The sequence below is a fragment of the Streptomyces sp. NBC_00203 genome (assembly GCF_045206325.1).
Lineage (GTDB): Bacteria > Actinomycetota > Actinomycetes > Streptomycetales > Streptomycetaceae > Streptomyces > Streptomyces lutosisoli.
On sequence record NZ_CP108126.1, the window covers coordinates 3,807,165 to 3,824,988 of the forward strand.

General features: G+C 70.4%; 12 protein-coding genes and 3 pseudogenes. 4 read left to right on the plus strand and 11 right to left on the minus strand.

Going from position 1 to position 17,824, the window contains the following annotated elements; translation table 11 throughout:
* On the plus strand, nt 1–1,266 hold the full coding sequence (locus OG975_RS17190) for an NAD(P)-binding domain-containing protein (RefSeq protein WP_406336304.1): 1,266 nt from the start codon (nt 1–3) through the stop codon (nt 1,264–1,266).
* A 280-nt stretch (nt 1,267–1,546) separates the two neighbouring features.
* Here OG975_RS17190 and OG975_RS17195 read toward each other — a convergent pair whose 3' ends face one another.
* From OG975_RS17195 to OG975_RS17225, 7 genes and pseudogenes are all read right to left on the minus strand, one after another.
* On the minus strand, nt 1,547–2,290 hold the full coding sequence (locus tag OG975_RS17195; RefSeq protein ID WP_406330137.1) for a chaplin: 744 nt from the start codon (nt 2,288–2,290) through the stop codon (nt 1,547–1,549).
* Nucleotides 2,291–2,393: 103 nt separating this feature from the next.
* Nucleotides 2,394–2,459, minus strand: a pseudogene (locus OG975_RS17200) (chaplin); the annotation flags it as partial.
* Between the two features lie 114 nt (nt 2,460–2,573).
* The gene (locus OG975_RS17205; RefSeq protein ID WP_406330139.1) at nt 2,574–2,711 is read right to left on the minus strand and encodes a hypothetical protein; all 138 of its coding nucleotides are present in this window, start codon (nt 2,709–2,711) and stop codon (nt 2,574–2,576) included.
* 403 nt (nt 2,712–3,114) lie between these two features.
* Nucleotides 3,115–3,456 (minus strand): annotated as a pseudogene (locus OG975_RS17210) (AMP-binding protein); the annotation flags it as partial.
* Nucleotides 3,457–3,465: 9 nt separating this feature from the next.
* A complete protein-coding gene (locus tag OG975_RS17215; protein WP_406330140.1) occupies nt 3,466–5,061 on the minus strand; it encodes a von Willebrand factor type A domain-containing protein in 1,596 nt (531 codons plus the stop codon).
* A gap of 163 nt (nt 5,062–5,224) precedes the next feature.
* Complete coding sequence (locus tag OG975_RS17220) at nt 5,225–6,088, minus strand: ABC transporter permease (protein ID WP_406330141.1); 864 nt, start codon at nt 6,086–6,088, stop codon at nt 5,225–5,227.
* Nucleotides 6,085–8,766: an alpha/beta fold hydrolase gene (locus tag OG975_RS17225; RefSeq protein ID WP_406330142.1), complete on the minus strand. Its 2,682-nt coding sequence runs from the start codon at nt 8,764–8,766 to the stop codon at nt 6,085–6,087. The genes OG975_RS17220 and OG975_RS17225 overlap by 4 nt, the downstream gene beginning before the upstream one ends.
* 248 nt (nt 8,767–9,014) lie before the next feature.
* On the opposite strand from OG975_RS17225, the gene OG975_RS17230 reads away from it, so the two are divergent.
* Nucleotides 9,015–10,400 carry a condensation domain-containing protein gene (locus OG975_RS17230; RefSeq protein ID WP_406330143.1) on the plus strand — a complete coding sequence of 462 codons (1,386 nt, stop codon included), beginning with the start codon at nt 9,015–9,017 and terminating at the stop codon, nt 10,398–10,400.
* Nucleotides 10,401–10,447: 47 nt separating this feature from the next.
* Nucleotides 10,448–10,804, plus strand: a pseudogene (locus OG975_RS17235) (GNAT family N-acetyltransferase).
* A 6-nt stretch (nt 10,805–10,810) separates the two neighbouring features.
* Here OG975_RS17235 and OG975_RS17240 read toward each other — a convergent pair.
* Nucleotides 10,811–12,220, minus strand: coding sequence for an APC family permease (locus OG975_RS17240; protein WP_406330144.1), 1,410 nt, complete (start codon nt 12,218–12,220; stop codon nt 10,811–10,813).
* A 407-nt stretch (nt 12,221–12,627) separates the two neighbouring features.
* Between OG975_RS17240 and OG975_RS17245 the strand changes: the two genes are divergently transcribed.
* Entirely contained in the window at nt 12,628–13,476 is an 849-nt protein-coding gene (locus tag OG975_RS17245) for a hypothetical protein (protein WP_406330145.1), read from the plus strand.
* 90 nt (nt 13,477–13,566) lie between these two features.
* Here the strand turns inward: OG975_RS17245 and mmsA are convergent, their stop codons facing one another.
* From mmsA to iolB, 3 genes are read right to left on the minus strand one after another with little or no spacing between them, the layout of a single operon-like run.
* Nucleotides 13,567–15,069 (minus strand): CoA-acylating methylmalonate-semialdehyde dehydrogenase, encoded by a 1,503-nt coding sequence (mmsA, locus tag OG975_RS17250; RefSeq protein WP_406330146.1) that lies wholly within the window; start codon nt 15,067–15,069, stop codon nt 13,567–13,569.
* Between the two features lie 14 nt (nt 15,070–15,083).
* On the minus strand, nt 15,084–16,970 hold the full coding sequence (gene iolD, locus OG975_RS17255) for a 3D-(3,5/4)-trihydroxycyclohexane-1,2-dione acylhydrolase (decyclizing) (protein ID WP_406330147.1): 1,887 nt from the start codon (nt 16,968–16,970) through the stop codon (nt 15,084–15,086).
* A complete protein-coding gene (gene iolB, locus OG975_RS17260; RefSeq protein WP_406330148.1) occupies nt 16,967–17,818 on the minus strand; it encodes a 5-deoxy-glucuronate isomerase in 852 nt (283 codons plus the stop codon). The genes iolD and iolB overlap by 4 nt, the downstream gene beginning before the upstream one ends.
* Nucleotides 17,819–17,824 lie beyond the last annotated feature (6 nt).

The following is a 17,824-nucleotide window of genomic DNA, read 5'->3' on the forward strand; positions in this document are numbered from 1 at the left end:
ATGTACGACCTTCTGGTGGTGGGCGCAGGCCCGTACGGCCTGTCGATCGCGTCCCACGCCGCGGCCGCCGGGCTGAACCTGCGCGTGTTCGGCCGACCCATGGCGTCCTGGCGGGACAACATGCCTCGCGGCATGTTCCTGAAGTCGGAGCCGTGGGCGTCCAACCTCTCTGATCCGGCGGGCCGTTGGCAGTTGGACGCATACTGCGCGGAGCAGGGACTGACGGCACGTCACGCGGAGCCGATCCCGGTCGAGGCGTTCGCGGCGTACGGCCTGTGGTTCGCGCGCCATGCCGTGCCGGCGGTGGACGAGCGCACGGTGACCCGGGTGGCGTCCCGCACCGGCGGCTTCAGTGCCGTCACCGAGGACGGGGAGATGCTGCACGCGCGTGCGGTGGCGCTGGCAGTCGGTGTGATGCCGTTCGTCGAGGTACCGCCGGCACTGCGCGATCTGCACCCCGCGCTGGTGACGCACAGCAGCCACCACAGCGACCTCGACCGCTTCCGCGGCAAGGACGTCACGGTGATCGGCGGCGGCCAGGCGGCCCTGGAGACCGCGGCGCTGCTCGCCGAGCAGGGCACGCGCGTACGTGTGCTGGCGCGGGCGGAGCGGCTGCAGTGGAACGATGTGCCGCCGCCGTGGGAGCGCCCCTGGTGGCAGTCGGTTCGCTCCCCGCACAGCGGCCTCGGCCCCGGCTGGCGGAACTGGTTCTACTCCGAGCGCCCCGGCCTCTTCCGGCATCTGTCGGAGCCGACCCGGGCACGCATCGCGGCCACGGCGCTGGGGCCGGCGGGCGCGTGGTGGGTGCGGGACCGGGTGGAGGGCGCGGTGGAGCTACTGCCGGGACACAAGGTGACCGCTGCCCGTGCGATGCCGGGCGGTGTACGGCTGGACACGATGAGCCGCGAGGGCGCCCTGCGTACTCTGGAGACCGAACACGTCATCGCCGCCACGGGGTTCCGGCCGCGCTGCGACCGGCTCGGACTGCTCTCCACCGAACTGCGGGGGGCGCTGACGGCCCTGCCCGACGGCTCCCCGGCGGTCGGGCGTGACTTCGAGTCCTCCCACCCCGGCCTGTTCCTCGCGGGCCTGGTGACCGCCTCCGGCTTCGGTCCGGCCATGCGCTTCGTCCACGGCGCGACGTTCACGGCGTCGACACTCGTCCGAGGGGTACGCCGCCGACTCAGGACGACGCCGATGGGCGGGACGGTCCCCGTACCGGGGGGCAGCAGCCGAAGTGAGTCGCCGTCGCCGGTACGCCGCTGACGGAGAACCATGCAGGGCCGCCTCGGGCCGCTGACGCAGAGAGTCGTCAGCGGCCCGTCCATGTGCCGCTGACCCGGGGGGCGGGCGTCGGCGACGGGTCGACCCGGGCCTGGCGGGCGGTGATGGCGACGAGGCTCGCTGCCGATCCGGCCCATTCGGCGGTTCGTCCCCGGACCGGCTCGGGCTGCCTCGTGTGGTGGCTCGCGTCGGTCCGGGTGGTGCGTGCTCGGCCGGAGGGGGTGCGGGTGCCGGGCGGGTTGCGTCCGGCACCCAGGAACACCTACCGGTGGGAGGTGAAGCGGCGGCGGCTGTACAGCATCACCCCGCCCGCGATCAGTGCGGCACCGGCGGTCGAGGCCGCCGCCAGCGCCCCACTGCCGGTCTCGGCCAGCGTGGGCGGCTTGCCGGGCTGCTCGACGGCCGGAGGCGGCGTCTCACTCGCGCGCGTGGGAGGCGGGGTGGGAGTGGGAGTGCGGGTGGGCGGAGGCGTCTGACTCGCGCTGGGCGGCGGAGGCGTTTCCTCCTCAGTGCCGTAGCCGTCATCGCCGTACGAGCCGTTGTCGCAGGAGTTGCCGAGCGCATAGTTGAACGCCGCGCCCGCATCGACGCTGTTGCCGCACGCGTTCAGCGACACCTCGATCGGCACCTGCACGCTGTTCCCGGACAGCAGACCGGGAGAATCCTCGGCGACTCCTGCCGCATGCGTGTCGGCAGTGCGGTCGCCGGAGACACTGGAGGCGTCGGACGAGGGCTCGAGCGACCCCTCCTCCGTCTTGTCCGAGGTGTTGTCGCAGGAGTTGCCGAAGGTGTGGTTGAGCGCCGCGACTGCGTCGACGGTGTTACCGCACAGGTTCACCGGCACCTCGACCGGCACCTGCACGCTGGTCCCGGACAGCACACCGGGTGAATCTTCGGCGGTTCCTGCCGCGTGCGTGTCAGCGAAGGCGGCGCTGCCGTACAGGGACAGAATGCCCGTGGCGGCTGCCGCCGCCGCGAACACTCCCCTGCTCAGGGTCTGTCGCAATGTCGTGTCTTCCTGCTTGAAGAATTGGGAAAGCCGACCTTGGAACGGAGATCGGTGTCCAAGGCCGGCCATGACACAGCCGGGAGGCTGGTGCGTTGGGCGGTCAGTCGTTCTTGCACTTGCTGCCGATCGCCGGGTTCAGCGCGATGATGAAGTTGACCGAGTTGCCGCTGACTCGCCCGTCTGCCTTGCGCCACCATGTGTCTGGCCCTCAGCTCACGAGCGAGATCGCCTGCGCCGAAAAATCCGTGTGACCGCGGACGGCCCAGGCTGAGGAGTCGGCTCAGCGTTCCTCGCCGTTGCTGTTCGCAACGGTCGGTCCCTTGTCGCCGACGAGGGCAAGCGCCGTGGGAGCGGTTGCCGTCGGCATGCCGACGGCAAAAGCGCCGACCGCTGCGGCAACCATTGCTTTCTTGAGCACTGCGCGTTCCCTTCTCGTGGCGTCGCAAGCCCTACTGCTTCATCTGCTTCATCAACCCGACGCATGAGAATTGGTTTCGCAGGTTCACCCGGTTGGACCGCGCCTCATTCGGAAACGACGAACTATTTCGATGACCCCGATGGCGCGGAGCGGGTCGCCGCCTGACCGGCTGCGAACACCACGTCCTTGGGGGCGAAACCCCGGAAGGCCAAGGCGAACAGCACGAGTGCGTATGTCAGGGAAATTCGCGGTGCCCTGGATCATGCCCGACCACTCGGGGCGGGACTGGACGGCGTCCGCCCCAAGCGGGCGGCTGCGCAGCCGGTCCTCCGAAACGGCGGGCGAGACGTTCTTGTCGCCGGAGGTGGTCGTTCCAGTAGGCGGCGAAGACAACACTGCCCTTGGCGGCCTCGGCGTGCAGGTTGGCGTGGGTGAGGACGCGGCCCTTCGGCCTGCCGGTGGTTCCCGAGGTGGAGCAGACCGTCGCGACCGTGTCGGGTGTGAGGGCGGCGCGCGGGGGGTTCGGCGCAGGACCACCGCGTCGAGGGTCTCGGCCGCGTGGGTGAAGGGCAGGTCGTCGACGCTGCCGTCGGTGGGGGCGGGCACCAGCGGGGCGGCACGTGCCCCGCGTACCGTGCCGGTCCCGTCCCCTGATCAGCTCGACCCGGCCGCGGGCCGCCAGGTCGGTGCGCCGCTCGGCCCGTTTCAGACCCTTGCGTACGCCCCTGACGACTCCCGGTCGCAGGCCCCGTCGTCAACCGGCGAGTTCGCTCGCCTGCTCGATCGCGTTCGCGAGGTCTCGTACCTGTGTGTCCTCCGTGGTGGTGGCCACCCGGTGGGCGCGGTCGGCGAGTTCGTGCAGCGGGAGGGCGCCCGGCAGGGGGTTCCAGCGGTTGTCGCCCGTGCGCAGGGCGTCGGCGAAGTACGCGGCCACGGCGTCGACCTGGAAACGGGTGGGCGCGCTCCAGAGGCCGTCGTCGAGGGAGCCGGTCTCCAGCTGGCCGGACTCCTCGTGCGGGGTGCGGCTATCGGGGTCGAGCCAGCGGACGCTCGCGGTGGCGAGGTGACCGGAGGCGCCGGGCCTGGTGCGGACGGCATACAGCGCAGTGACCGTGTGGCCGGGGCCGACCTCGCCGCCGTCGACACGGTCGTCGCGGAAGTCCTCGTCGGCCACCTGGCGGTCGTCGTAGCCGATGAGCCGGAACTGTTGCACCGTCGCCGGGTCGAAGGCGACCTGGGCCTTGGCGTCGCGGGCCGTGAGGTCGACGTTCTGCGGGAGCTGCTCGCTGAAGACCTTGCGGGCGTCGCCCTCGTTCGAGACGTACGTGGTGTGGCCGTCGCCCTTGTCGGCGAGGCGTTCCATGAGGTCGTCGCCGTACTCGCTGCCCACTCCGACACCGAAGAGGGTGATGCCGTGCTCGCGGCGGGCGTCGGAAATGCGCTCCAGGATCGAGTCCGCGTCGGTGTCGCCCGTGTTGGCCAGCGCGTCGGAGATCAGGACGACGCGGTTGGTGGCGCCCTTGCGCAGGCCTTCGACGGCCGTCTCGTACCCGGTGTCCACGCCCGCGCCGAGGTTGGTCGACTCCGTCGGCTCCAGCCCGTCGATGGCATCGTGGACGCGGCCGCGGTGGTCGCCGAGTCGGGTCATCGGCAGCACGGTCTCGGCCTCGTCGCTGAAGGTGACCAGCGCGACCGAGTCGTCGTCGCGCAGCCGGTCCGTCATCACGCCGAGGGAGTCCTTGGCAAGGTCGAGGCGGCCGGGTTCGGCCATGGAGCCGGAGATGTCGATGACGAAGGTGAGGGCGGCGGGCGGGCGTTCGCCCTGCTGTTCGGCGGTGCGGGTGGCGAGGCCGACGCGGACGAGCGACCAGTCCTCCTCGTCGGTGCGGGCGCCGTCGACGGTGACCGAGAAGCCGTTGCCGTCGGGGCGTTCGTAGTCCTGACGGAAGCTGTTGACGAACTCCTCGGGGCGCACGGTCGCCGGGTCGGGCAGCCGGCCGTCGGCGAGGGTGCGGCGGGCGTAGCCGTACGAGGCGGTGTCGACGTCGAGGGCGAAGGTGGAGAGGTAGTCGGGGGACGGCGCGATCTCGCGGTTCGCGTCACCCGTCTGCTCGCCCTGGGACGTGTCCGAGGACTGGTCGGGGGCCGGGACGGGCCACTGGCCCGTCCCGCCGCCGGATCCGTACGAACCACGCGACTTGTTCGAACCGTCGATGGAATGACCGTCGTCGCTCGCGGCACAACCGGTGAGCAGCAGGCCGCCCGCGAGCGTCAGGGCGAGCAACGCGCCGCACGGTCGCCGCAGTTGCCCGGGCCGCCGCTGTCGCCGTATATGACCGTCGTTCCCCATCCGTGCCCCCTCGATGAGTCACCCGTCCGCCCACTTCTGTGGGCCGATGTCTGTGACTGTGACGTCCGAGGGAGCCGGGATGTGCGCTACGGAGCGTTGCGGATGGATCTCGAAGCGGCCACGGCGGACGCCCGTCGAGACCGGTAGGTGATCCTCCGGAGACCTAGGACACGATGTCCTTGTGCCGGAAACCCCGGAAGGCCAGGGCGAACAGCACGAGCGCGTACGTTACCGAAATCGCCGTGCCCTGGATCATGCCGGACCACTCCGGGGTCGGCTGGATGGCGTCGGCCCAGGCGAACTGCCAGTGCGCGGGCAGGAAGTCGCGCCAGTCTCCCAGCGCGGTGACCGCGTCCAGCACATTGCCCACGATCGTCAGGCCGACCGCGCCGCCGACCGCGCCCAGCGGCGCGTCCGTCTTGGTCGACAGCCAGAACGCGAGCCCCGCGGTGACCAGTTGGGACACGAAGATGTACGCGATCACCACGAGGAGGCGCTGGGCCGCCGTGCCCGCGGCGAGCTCGCCGCCGGTGGGGATCTCCAGCGGACCCCAGCCGTAGGCCGCCGTGCCCACCGCCAGCGCGACGATCGGCAGCAGCACCATCGCGGCGAGGCTGAGGCCCAGCGCGACGGTGAGTTTGGACCACAGCAGCCGCGACCTCGGCACGGGGGCCGCGAGCAGATAGCGCAGCGACGACCAGCTCGCCTCGGAGGCGATCGTGTCCCCGCAGAACAGCGCGACGGGGATCACCAGCAGGAATCCCGCGGACACGAACAGGTTCACCGCGGCGAAGTTCGCGCCCGATGCCGTCGCCGTGTCCATCAGCGTGACCTGGCCGCTGCGCGAGCCCGGTTCGCCGCCGATCGCGAAGGCGACGACGAGCACGAAGGGCAGCACCGCGAGGATCGCCCCCATGACGAGGGTGCGGCGCCGCTTCAACTGCCGGAGCAGCTCTACGCGCAGCGGCAACGTCCGCCGCGCCCGGTACCCGTCCGCCGTCTCGGCCCGCTCGACGAGCGCACTCATGCGGCACCTCCGATCAGGGTGAGGAACGCGTCTTCCAGGCGGCGGTGGGGACCCACCGACTCCACGGGCACTTCGAGCCGTACCAGCTCCACGACCAGGCGCTGGGCGCTGCCGCCCTCGTCGAGGCGGATCAGGAGCCCGCCGTCGGCGGCGACGGCCGAGGCCACGCCCGACAGCGCGCCGATCTTCTCGACGACCGGCTCGTCCACCGGCGAACCGGTGCCGACCAGGAGCGTGTCGCCCGAGCCCACGATCTCGGACACCGGGCCCGCCTGGATCAGCCGGCCGCGGTCCATGACCACCAGGTGGGTGCAGGACTGCTCGACCTCGGCCAGCAGGTGGCTGGAGACGATGACGGTGCGGCCGGCCGCGGTGTAGCGGATCATGACCTCGCGCATCTCGCGGATCTGGGGCGGGTCGAGGCCGTTGGTCGGTTCGTCGAGGATGAGGAGGTCCGGGAGGCCGAGCATCGCCTGGGCGATGGCCAAGCGCTGGCGCATGCCCTGGGAGTACGTGCGCACGGCGCGGGCCAGCGCGTCGCCCAGGCCCGCGATCTCCAACGCCTCCTCCATGTGCGCGTCCTCGGGCGGGCGTCCGGTGGCCTGCCAGTACAGCTCCAGGTTCTCGCGGCCCGAGAGGTGTGGCAGGAAGCCCGCGCCCTCGACGAAGGCCCCGACCCGGGAGAGCACCGGCGCGCCCGGCCGGATCTCGTGTCCGAAGACGCGGATCTCGCCGACGTCGGGCGTGATCAGGCCCATGAGCATGCGCAGGGTGGTCGTCTTGCCCGCGCCGTTCGGCCCCAGCAGGCCGAGGACCTGGCCCTTCTCGACGCGGAACGACAGGTCCCGCACCGCGTACCGGTCCGCCGACTTCGCGTAGCGCTTGCTCAGGTCCGTGATCTGGAGCGGGACGTCGGCGAGCTCGGGATCAGGCGCTCCCGCAGTGGTGCGGCGGCGGCCGGTCAGCAGGAGTGCCAGGGCGGCCAGCGCCGCGACCGGCGGCAGCCACCACACCCACGCGGGCAGCGACGCCGCGGCGGTCTTCACCGCGGGGGCGGTCGGTACCTCCAGGCCGCCCTTCAGGGACACCGTGTACGTCGCCGGTGCCGCCGGGGACGCGTAGCCGAGGTCCGTCGAGGAGAGGACCAGGCGCAGCCGGTGGCCCTTCTGGACGTCATAGTCGATGGCGGGCAGCGTGAGGGTGACGTCCTTGCCCGCCTTCGCGCCCTCCACCCGCACCGGTGTCACCAGCTGGGACGGCAGCACCTGCTGGGTGCCGCCGGGGCCGACGTCGTACACCTTCCCGAAGAGGACCGCGTCCTCGGCGCTCGACTCGACGTGGACCGTGACCGTGGGCGACCCGGTGATCCGCAGGTCGCTGCCGAAGGCCGCGGACTCGAACCCCGCGAACTGGCCCGGGAAGTCGAGCGAGACTCCCACACCGAGCGAGGAGAGCTGCGACAGGCCGCCGGTGCCGCCGATTCCGGGGAGGGCGGAGATCGCGGGCGGACTGGCGCCCGCGGGGTTGTCGAAGGTCTGCTCGCGGCCGCTCAGCGCGACCGTGCGCTGCCCGTTCTCCAGGCCGGGGTAGGTGTCCGCGCTCGCGCCCCGCAACTGTGCGGCGCCGTCGGTGGAGTCGATGCCTCCGGTGCGGGTGACGCGGAAGGCGGGGCCCGTGTCGGCGCCCTTGTCGTCCTTCAGATACCGGTCGAACCAGGAGCCGACGCGGGACTGGACACGGTCCGTCTCCATGTCGCCGCCGTCATGCCCGCCGGAGATCCAGTCGACATCCACGGGCGCGCCATTGGCCCGGATCGCCTTGGCCATCGCGTCGGCCTGACCGAGCGGGAAGATGGAGTCGGACTGGCCCTGCACGATGAGCGTGGGCACCTTGATGCGGTCGGCGACGGCGGAGGGGCTGCGCTCCTCCAGGATGCGACGGGCCGCCGCGTCCGGTGTGCCGGACTCCGCGACCCGGTTGTACATGGCGCACAGCCGCGCCTCGAAGTTGTCGCAGCCGCCGCCGGAGTTGATGAAGATGCCGGCCCAGAGCTTCTTGAAGACGCCGTTCGGGAACAGCGAGTCCGCGAGGTTCCAGTACGTGATCTCCGGGGCGATGGCGTCCACCCGGTCGTCGTACCCGGCGGTCAGCAGGGAGATCGCGCCGCCGTACGAGCCGCCCGCCATGCCTACGCGCGGGTCACCGGTCTTGTCGAGCTGGACCTGAGGCTGCTGGGCGAGCCAGTCGATCAGCTTCGACACGTCGGCGACCTCGGCGTCCGGGTCGTTCAGTCCAATCTTGCCCGTCGACTTGCCGAAGCCGCGGGCCGACCAGGTCAGCACCGCGTACCCGTCGCGGGCCAGGTCCTCCGCCTGTTGCCGTACGTCGTCCTTGCTGCCGCCGAAGCCGTGCGCCAGCAGGACGGCCGGGCGGCGTCCGCCGGAGCCGGAGGTGAAGTACGAGGTGTCGATGCGTACCCCGTCGCCCACGGCCATGACCCGGTCGGCGCGGTGCACCGCGGGCGCGTCGTCGGAAGCAACGGCCGTCCACGTACCGGCACCGGCGAGCACCACCACGGCGGCCGCGGCGGCCAGCAGCCGCCGCGGCTTTCGTAGCCCTCGCAGGCGCTGCCTCATTCGCCTCCGGGGTGTTCCAGCCGGTGGCAGTCGAAGATCCATGCGTCAACGGTACGGGCGGCCACTGACATCCGAAGCAGCCGGTGGGCTGAACCCCTGGCCCTCCCAAAGAAGTACGGCCCGCGGCCGCATACCGCGGCCGTGGTACGACCTCGCATGACGGCCCGGAGGGTGAGCACTGTTATTCGAGGCGCCACTCGTTCCATTGAAAGATCGAGGAAACGGCACGTGTCCGCCGCAGACGCGGCAGATCCTTGAAGGTCTGCCCCCTCTGCGAACGGAGACGCCCTGTGCGCATCACTGACATCCAGCGCTGCGAGGTCCGGCCCGGACGGCTCGTCGAATGGACGCTCAGTCCGGCGACCGTCGAGACGGCGGCGGGCCTGCCGGACGACTCCCGGCCGCCGGCGTACATCCAGGAGTCGCACATCAGGACGGCTCGATCCGTGCGTGAGGACGGCCTGTTCGTGCCGACCTGGCTCGGTACCGCGTTCGACATCCCGGGCAGGGTCGACCTCGACGCGCTGCAGGACGCGCTGCGGAGCTGGACGCTCCGGCACGAGACGCTGCGCAGCGGCTTCCGCCTGGCCGGCGACGAAATGCGCCGCTTCACGCTCGACACCGGGGCCGTGTCACTGCATCGCGAGGTCGTCGGCGACTTCCCCGACACGGCGGACCTGGTCCAACACCTCCAGGACCGCTTCGACATCGCGGCGGACGCACTCGGCTGGCCGAACCTCATCTACGCGGCGGTCGTCCGGGACGACTCCACCAGTGTGTACATGGCCTTCGACCACAGCAACGTCGACGCCTACTCCATCCATCGCATCCCCGCCGAGGTCCATGAGCTGTACGCGGCGGGCGTCGAGGGCCGCGCCGTGGAGCAGGCACCGGCCAGCAGTTATGTCGACTTCTGCGAGATCGAACGGGCGGACGCGGACGGGATCGACGAGACGCACGCGACCGTCGCCCGCTGGCGGGAGTTCATCCACCGGTGCGACGGCAGGCTGCCGAGCTTCCCCGTCGATCTCGGCCTGGACCCCGGCGGCCCGCTGCCCGCCCAGGCGCTCATGCGCGAGATGCTCGTGGACGCGGACGACGCCGCCGCCTTCGAGTCGTATTGCCGGCCCTACGGCGGAAGCCTGGTCGGCATCCTGGCCGCCACGAGCCTCATCGTCCGTGAGATCGGCGGGCAGTCCGTCTACCGCACGGTCGTGCCGTTCCACACCAGGGTGAAGTCCCAGTGGTCGGACTCCGTGGGCTGGTACGTCGGCGGCGCGCCGATCGAGGTTCCCCTGGTGCCTGCACCTGATTTCCCGACCGCCCTGGAGTCCGTGCGCACCCAGCTGCGGGCCAACAGGTCACTGTCCCGAATGCCTCTCGCCCGGGTGCTCCGCCTGCTCGGCTCCGACTTCCGCCCGACGTCGCCCGACCTCTACTCGATCGTCTCGTTCCTCGATGCCCGGAGCCTCCCCGGATCCGGGCGCTGGTCCGAGCTGACGGCGTACGGACTGCTCAGGGTGTCGTACGGCGACCAGGCGTGCGTGTGGATCAACAGGATCCACGAAGGCCTGTGGTTCGCGAGCCGCTACCCGGACACCGACATCGCGTACAAGAACATGCGGCTGTACGCCGAGCGCCTGCGGGACGTCATCACCTCGGTGGCCCGCGGCTGAGCGCCACCGACCTGCTGCCCAGTGCCGCGGCCGTGGCACGAAGGCCCATGGGCATCCATGCGATTCGCCGCGCTACCACCGTCGCCGAAGTGGCCGCCGCCGAGCACCTCTTCGACCATCCCGTCCGCACCGAGTGGGCCGAGCGGTTCCTGACCGCCGGCGGGCACCATCTCTTCCTCGCCTACGCGGACGGCGAGCCGGCGCCCGACGGTTTCGTCAGCGGTGTGGAGACCGTCCACCCCGACAAGGGCACCGAGATGTTCCGCACCGGCCCGCGAGCTCGGCTGCTACGGCATGTGGGTGCTGATCGACACCGGAACGACGTCGCCCTCGCCACCTGTCGCAGCGTGGGTGGCAAGGATGACGGGACGTGCTCGGTGATGACGTGGGGCTTCACGGAGTGAAGTCGTCTACGCCTGCGCGTCCTCCGGGATCGACACCAGCCAGCGGGTCTCGCGGCGCGGCCGCAGGTAGAAGGCCCAGTACAGGGTGGCGACGGCGGTGATGCCGCCGGTCCACAGCAGGTAGGTGGTGTCCTGCTGGCTCAGGATGTAGGCGAGGACCGCGATCAGGAGGACCGGCATCGCGGGCCACAGCGGCATGCGCCAGGCGGGCGTGTGGGCGTGCTTGCCGCGGCGGGAGAGCAGCGCGGCGACCGCGACGAGCAGGTACATGCCCGTCACCGACACGCCGGTCACGCCGTACAGGGTGTCCAGGTTGACGAAGCAGAGCAGCGCGCCGGGAACGCCCACGAGGAGCGTGGCGACCCAGGGGGAGCCGAAGCGGCCGAGCCGCGAGAGGCCCTTGTTGACCGGCTCGGGCCACGCCTTGTCGCGGGCCGAGGCGAACAGCACCCGGGAGTTCTGGATGACCATGACGATGCCCGCGTTGATGATCGCGAGGGCGACGCAGAGGCTGACGAAGGTGCCGACGGCCGAGTTGGACCAGGCGGTGACCATGGAGCTGATGTCGCCGCCGGTCAGGGTCGACAGGTCGGAGGCGCCCATGGTGATGGCGACGACCGGGACCAGGATGATGACCGTGGAGATGGCGAGGGTGGCCAGGACCGTACGGGCGACGTTGCGGCGCGGGTTCTCCAGTTCCTCGGAGAGGTAGACCGCGGTCGAGAAGCCCTGGGTGACGAAGAGGGCGATCGCGAGCCCTGAGACGACCAGCATGGCCGTCACGGTGTCCGTGTGGCCCCCGGAGCCCGCGACCTGCATCGAGACCAGGCTGCCGGCGCCGCGCTGGCTGTGCGTGAAGCCCAGGACGGCCACGACGCCCGCCGCGATGACTTCGAGGACCAGGAAGATGCCGGTGATCCAGGCGTTGGCCCGCAGGTCGAGCAGACCGGCGAGGGTGGCGAGCAGCATGACCCCGGCGCCCGCGTAGGACGGGTTGAGGTGCACGATCGGCGCCAGGTAGTCCGCCGTGCCCATCGCGATCACCGGCGGCACGATCATGACCACCAGCAGGGAGAGCACGAAGACCAGCCAGCCCGCGAGCCGTCCGGCCAGCGTCGACACCATGGCGTACTCGCCGCCCGCGCTGGGGATGAGGGTGCCCAGCTCCGAGTAGCAGAACGCCACGGCGATACAGAGCAGCGAGCCGATCGCGATGGTGAGCGCGGTCGCCGTGCCGAGCGACGAGAACAGGTCGGGCACGACCACGAACAGCGTCGAGGCCGGAGTCACGCACGAGAGCGTCAGCAGGGTGCCGCCGACGATGCCGATGGAGCGCTTGAGCTTTTGGGGGCTGCCGGACGCCGTGGGGGCGGCGTCCAGGACGGCGGTCTCGACAGGGCGGAGCGTGTCGGTCATGAAGCGGTTCCGATCGACTCGTGCGTCAGGTGATTCGGGGGGAGCGTTATCGCCTCCGGCGGCTCGCGTCGTATGTCTCTTCGATCGCTCCCGGCGTTGATGGAACCTTGACGGAAACCGTTGCGTCAATGGCCGTTTACCTACGGAATCCGCAATAGCGGAGCGACGCAGGTCACATCACTTTCGCAGGTCCATACGCCCCTATGTGGCAATCATCAAGACCTAGCAGAGTATGACCTTGGTTTTGAAGGTCACCTCAGCAAACTGCCTGCGCTACCCGTTTCATCACCCAATGACGAGAACAGCAGTCGAGGCGTCAAAATTCGCCGAGATTGGTCCGCACTCCGGACGCCTACCGAACAGTAGAGTCCTGCCTCACAGACGACGCACAACTAGGGGTGGGGCACATGAAGCACATACGTATCGCGGTCTGGGCGGGGGTGGCCGCGGCGGCGCTGGCCGGGACGACCGCGTGCAGCGCCGAGACCACGAAGAAGACGGCCGAGGCGGTCAGCCACGCCGACACGATCATGGCGGCGCTCACGCGGGCGACGGACCGGACCGAGCAGCTCGGCTCGGCCGAGGTCAAGATGACCACCGAGCTGAACGGCGGCGCCCCCATCGCCATGGAGGGCACCTACTCCTGGGGCGACGGCTTCGCGTACGACGTCGAGATGGACACCAAGGCCGCGAAGATGCAGACGCTGACGACCGACCCGTCGATCCGCATGCTGCTCGTGGACGGCGCCTACTACTACGACACCGACCCCCAGCCCTCCGGCCCGCTCAAGGGCAAGGAGTGGATGAAGGTCGACGCGTCGGCCATGTTCGGCGAAAAGGGCGCCCAGGCGCTCAGCGGGAACTCCGGCGCCGGCAGCCCGGCGGCCACCATGAAGGGCCTCAAGTACGCGAACGACGTCGAGGACCTCGGCAAGGAGACCGTCGACGGGAAGAGCACGACCCACTACCGGGCCGTGATCGACAAGGACCACATGGGCAAGTTCAAGGACGCCTACGGGTCCGGGAACCAGGGCACCGTCTTCAACTCGGTGACCGGCGGCTCCGACTCGATCACCATGGACGTCTGGGTCGGCGCCAAGGACCTGCCGGTCCGCCTGAAGGAGGTGTTCGGCACCATGACGGTCACCATGGACTTCAAGAAGTTCGGCGCCACGGCCGACGTGAAGGCTCCGCCGGCGTCGCAGACCGGTGACGTGACCGAGCTGATGAAGAAGGCCGCCGAGCAGCAGGGCTGAAGCAGCGGCAGGGCTGAACACGGCGGTGCCCCGCTCCTCGTGCGAGGGGCGGGGCACCGGTGGTCGTATGGCCAGAGCGGCCGTACGGCCTCAGTGGTTGCGCGGGAAGCCCAGGTCGACGCCGGTCGGCGCCTCGGACGGGTCCGGCCAGCGGGTGGTGACGACCTTGCCGCGGGTGTAGAAGTGCGTGCCGTCGTTGCCGTAGATGTGGTGGTCCCCGAAGAGGGAGTCCTTCCAGCCACCGAAGGAGTGGTAGCCGACGGGCACCGGGATCGGCACGTTCACGCCGACCATGCCCGCCTCGATCTCCAGCTGGAAGCGGCGGGCGGCGCCGCCGTCCCGGGTGAAGATCGCGGTGCCGTTGCCGAACGGCGAGTTGTTGATGAGGGCGACACCCTCCTCGTACGTGTCGACGCGCAGCACGCACAGCACCGGGCCGAAGATCTCATCCTTGTACGCGTCCGCCGTCACCGGAACGCGGTCGAGGAGCGAGAGACCGATCCAGTGGCCGTCCTCGAAGCCCTCGACCGTGTAGCCGGTGCCGTCCAGGACGACCTCGGAGCCCTGCGCCGCCGCACCGTGCACGTACGACGCGACCTTGTCGCGGTGGACGGCCGTGATGAGCGGGCCCATCTCGGAGGTCGGGTCGTTGCCGGGGCCGATCTTGATCTTCTCGGCGCGCTCGCGGATCTTCTCGACCAGCTCGTCGCCGATGGAACCGACGGCCACGACGGCGGAGATCGCCATGCAGCGCTCGCCCGCCGAGCCGTATGCGGCCGAGACGGCGGCGTCGGCGGCCGCGTCCAGGTCGGCGTCCGGGAGGACCAGCATGTGGTTCTTGGCGCCGCCGAGCGCCTGGACGCGCTTGTGGTTCGCGGCGGCGGTGGTGTGGATGTAGCGGGCGATCGGCGTGGAGCCGACGAAGGACACCGCCTTGACGTCCGGGTGCTCCAGGAGACGGTCGACGGCCACCTTGTCACCGTGGACGACGTTGAAGACGCCGTCGGGCAGACCGGCCTCGGCGAGCAGCTCGGCGATCTTCATGGCGGCCGACGGGTCCTTCTCGGACGGCTTCAGCACGAAGGTGTTGCCGCACGCGATGGCGATCGGGAACATCCACATCGGCACCATGGCCGGGAAGTTGAACGGCGTGATGCCGGCGACGACACCCAGCGGCTGGCGGATGGACGAGACGTCGACCCGGCTCGCCACCTCGGTCGACAGCTCACCCTTCAGCTGCACGGTGATCCCGCACGCCAGGTCGACGATCTCCAGGCCGCGCGCGACCTCGCCGAGCGCGTCCGAGTGGACCTTGCCGTGCTCGGCGGTGATCAGCTCGGCGATCGCGTCACGGTTCGCGTCGAGCAGCGCGCGGAACTTGAAGAGGATCGTGGTCCGCCTGGCCAGCGAGGACTGGCCCCAGGTCGCGTAGGCGTCCTTCGCGGCGGCGACCGCCGCGTCCACCTCGTCGACGGTCGCGAAGGCGACCTGCGTGGTCACGGCGCCGGTCGCCGGGTCGGTGACCGGCCCGTACGTACCCGACGCACCCTCGACAGTCTTGCCACCGATCCAGTGGTTGACGGTCTTCGTCATGGCCAAAAACTCCTTCACAGATGGCGGCGTCGGGCAGCGACGTGCCGGTCGTACTCCTCGCGCGCCTTGACCGCCGACGATCGGGTCGCGGTCTCGGCCACAGGTACATCCCACCAGGCTTGAGCCGGAGGCGCGCCCGACACTGTGTCTGCCGTTTCGGTCTCCACGTAGACACATGTGGGAGTGTCCGCGGCCCGCGCCTCGGCGAGGGCCGCCCGCAGGTCACGTACGGTCTTCGCGCGTAGGACCCGCATGCCCAGGCTGGCGGCGTTGGCGGCGAGGTCGACGGGCAGCGGCGCCCCCGTGTACGTACGGTCCTCGGAGCGGTAGCGGTACGCCGTGCCGTACCGCTCGCCGCCCACGGACTCGGAGAGGCCGCCGATGGAGGCGTACCCGTGGTTCTGCAGGATGAGGACCTTGATCGCGACGCCCTCCTGCACGGCGGTGACGATCTCCGTCGGCATCATCAGATATGTGCCGTCGCCGACCAGCGCCCAGACGGGACGGTCGGGGGCGGCCATCCGTACGCCGATCGCGGCCGGGATCTCGTAGCCCATGCACGAGTAGCCGTACTCGACGTGGTACTGGTCGCGCGAGCGCGCCCGCCACAGTTTGTGCAGGTCGCCGGGGAGCGAGCCGGCCGCGTTGATCAGGATGTCGTCCTCGTCGACCAGCTCGTCGAGTATGCCGAGGACCTGCGGCTGGGTGGGCCGGATGTCCGGGTCCTCGGCCTCGTACGCGGCGTCGACGCGGTACTCCCAGCGCTCCTTGTCGTCGGTGTACTCGGTGACGTACGCGGGCTCGGCGCGGTGCTTGTGCAGCAGCAGCGCCTCGGTGAGCTCTTCGAGTCCCACGCGCGCGTCCGCGATCAGCGTCTGCCCGGAGAGCTTGTGGCCGTCGTAGGGCGCGATGTTGAGGTTCAGGAAGCGGACGTTCGAGGCGGTGAAGAGGGTGCCGGAGGCGGTGGTGAAGTCGGTGTAGCGGGTGCCGACGCCGATCACCAGGTCGGCGGTGCGGGCGAGTTCGTCGGCGGTCGCCGTGCCGGTGTGGCCGATGCCGCCGACGTCCTGGGGGTGGTCCCAGCGCAGGGACCCCTTGCCCGCCTGGGTGGAGGCGACGGGGATGCGGGTGGTGGCGGCGAGTTCGGCGAGCGCCTCCTCGGCGCGGCTGTGGTGGACACCGCCGCCCGCGACGATCAGGGGGCGGCGGGCCTCGCGGATCGTCGTGACGGCGGCGGCCAGTTCGGACGCGTCGGGCGCCGGACGGCGTACGGTCCAGGTCCGCTCGGCGAAGAACTCCTGCGGCCAGTCGTACGCCTCCGCCTGCACGTCCTGCGGCAGCGCGAGCGTGACCGCGCCGGTCTCGACGGGGTCGGTGAGCACGCGCATCGCCTGAAGGGCGGCCGGGATCAGGGCCTCGGGGCGGGTGATCCGGTCGAAGTACTTCGACACCGGGCGCAGACAGTCGTTGACCGACACATCGCCCGCGTACGGGACTTCGAGCTGCTGGAGCACCGGATCTGCGGGGCGGGTCGCGAAGACGTCGCCGGGCAGGAGCAGCACCGGGAGGTGGTTGATGGTCGCGAGGGCGGCGCCGGTGACGAGGTTCGTGGCGCCGGGGCCGATGGAGGTAGTCACGGCGTGCGCCGACAGCCGGTTGCTCTGCCGTGCGTAGCCGACCGCCGCGTGCACCATGGACTGCTCGTTACGGCCCTGGTGGTACGGCATGTCATCGGCGTACTCGATGAGCGCCTGGCCGAGCCCGGCGACATTGCCGTGGCCGAAGATGCCCCAGGTGGCGCCGATCAGCCGCTGCCGGTTCTCGCCGTCCCGTTCCGTGTACTGGACGGCCAGGAACCGCACCAGCGCCTGTGCGACCGTCAGCCTCGTCGTTGAGGTCATCGGTATCCCTTTGTGCTCGCTGTGTCGTCTGTGCTGTTTACGTGGTCCGGGTGGAAGCAGATCCGCCACTCCCTGTCCTTGCCCGGTCCGGCCATCACATTCAGGTAGTACATCGTGTGGCCGGGCTGGGCGATGGACGGGCCGTGCCATCCGTCAGGTACCAGGACGGCATCGCCGGTGCGGACCTCGGCGAGGACGTCGGATCCGCCCTCGCGCGAAGGGAATACGCGCTGATAGCCGAATCCGTTCGGACCGTCGATCTCGAAGTAGTAGATCTCTTCCAGTTCGCTCTCCTCGCCCGGCCGGTGCTCGTCGTGCTTGTGCGGCGGGTACGAGGACCAGTTGCCGCCGGGGGTGACGACCTCGACGGCGATGAGCCTGTCGCAGTCGAAGGCGTCGGCGGAGGCGAAATTGCGCACCTGGCGGGCGCAGTTGCCGCTGCCGCGGTCTTCGACGGGAACCTCCGGCGCGGGGCCGTAGCGGGCGGGGAGTCGGCGCTCGCACTTCGCTCCTGCCAGGGCGAAGCGGCCTCCCACGCCGGAGGCGATCTGGACCCGGGCGTCACGGGGCATGTACGCGAAGTCGGAGACTCCGGCGAACACGCTCTCCCTGCCCAGGAGGGTGAACTCTTCTTCCTCCATGCCGTCTTTTATGCGCACCGTGCAGCCGCCGCTGAGCGGGAGCACGATCCACTCGCTGTCCCCGGTGGTGAACATGTGCGTACCGCCGGGCCCCAGCTCCACGATCCGCAGGCTGCTGTGGGTCCAGCCGGCGCGCTCGGGGTCGATGTCGAGCACGTAGTACGCGTCGGCGGTGGTACCCCTGGGGACGTACAGCTCCTTGGTCATGCGGCC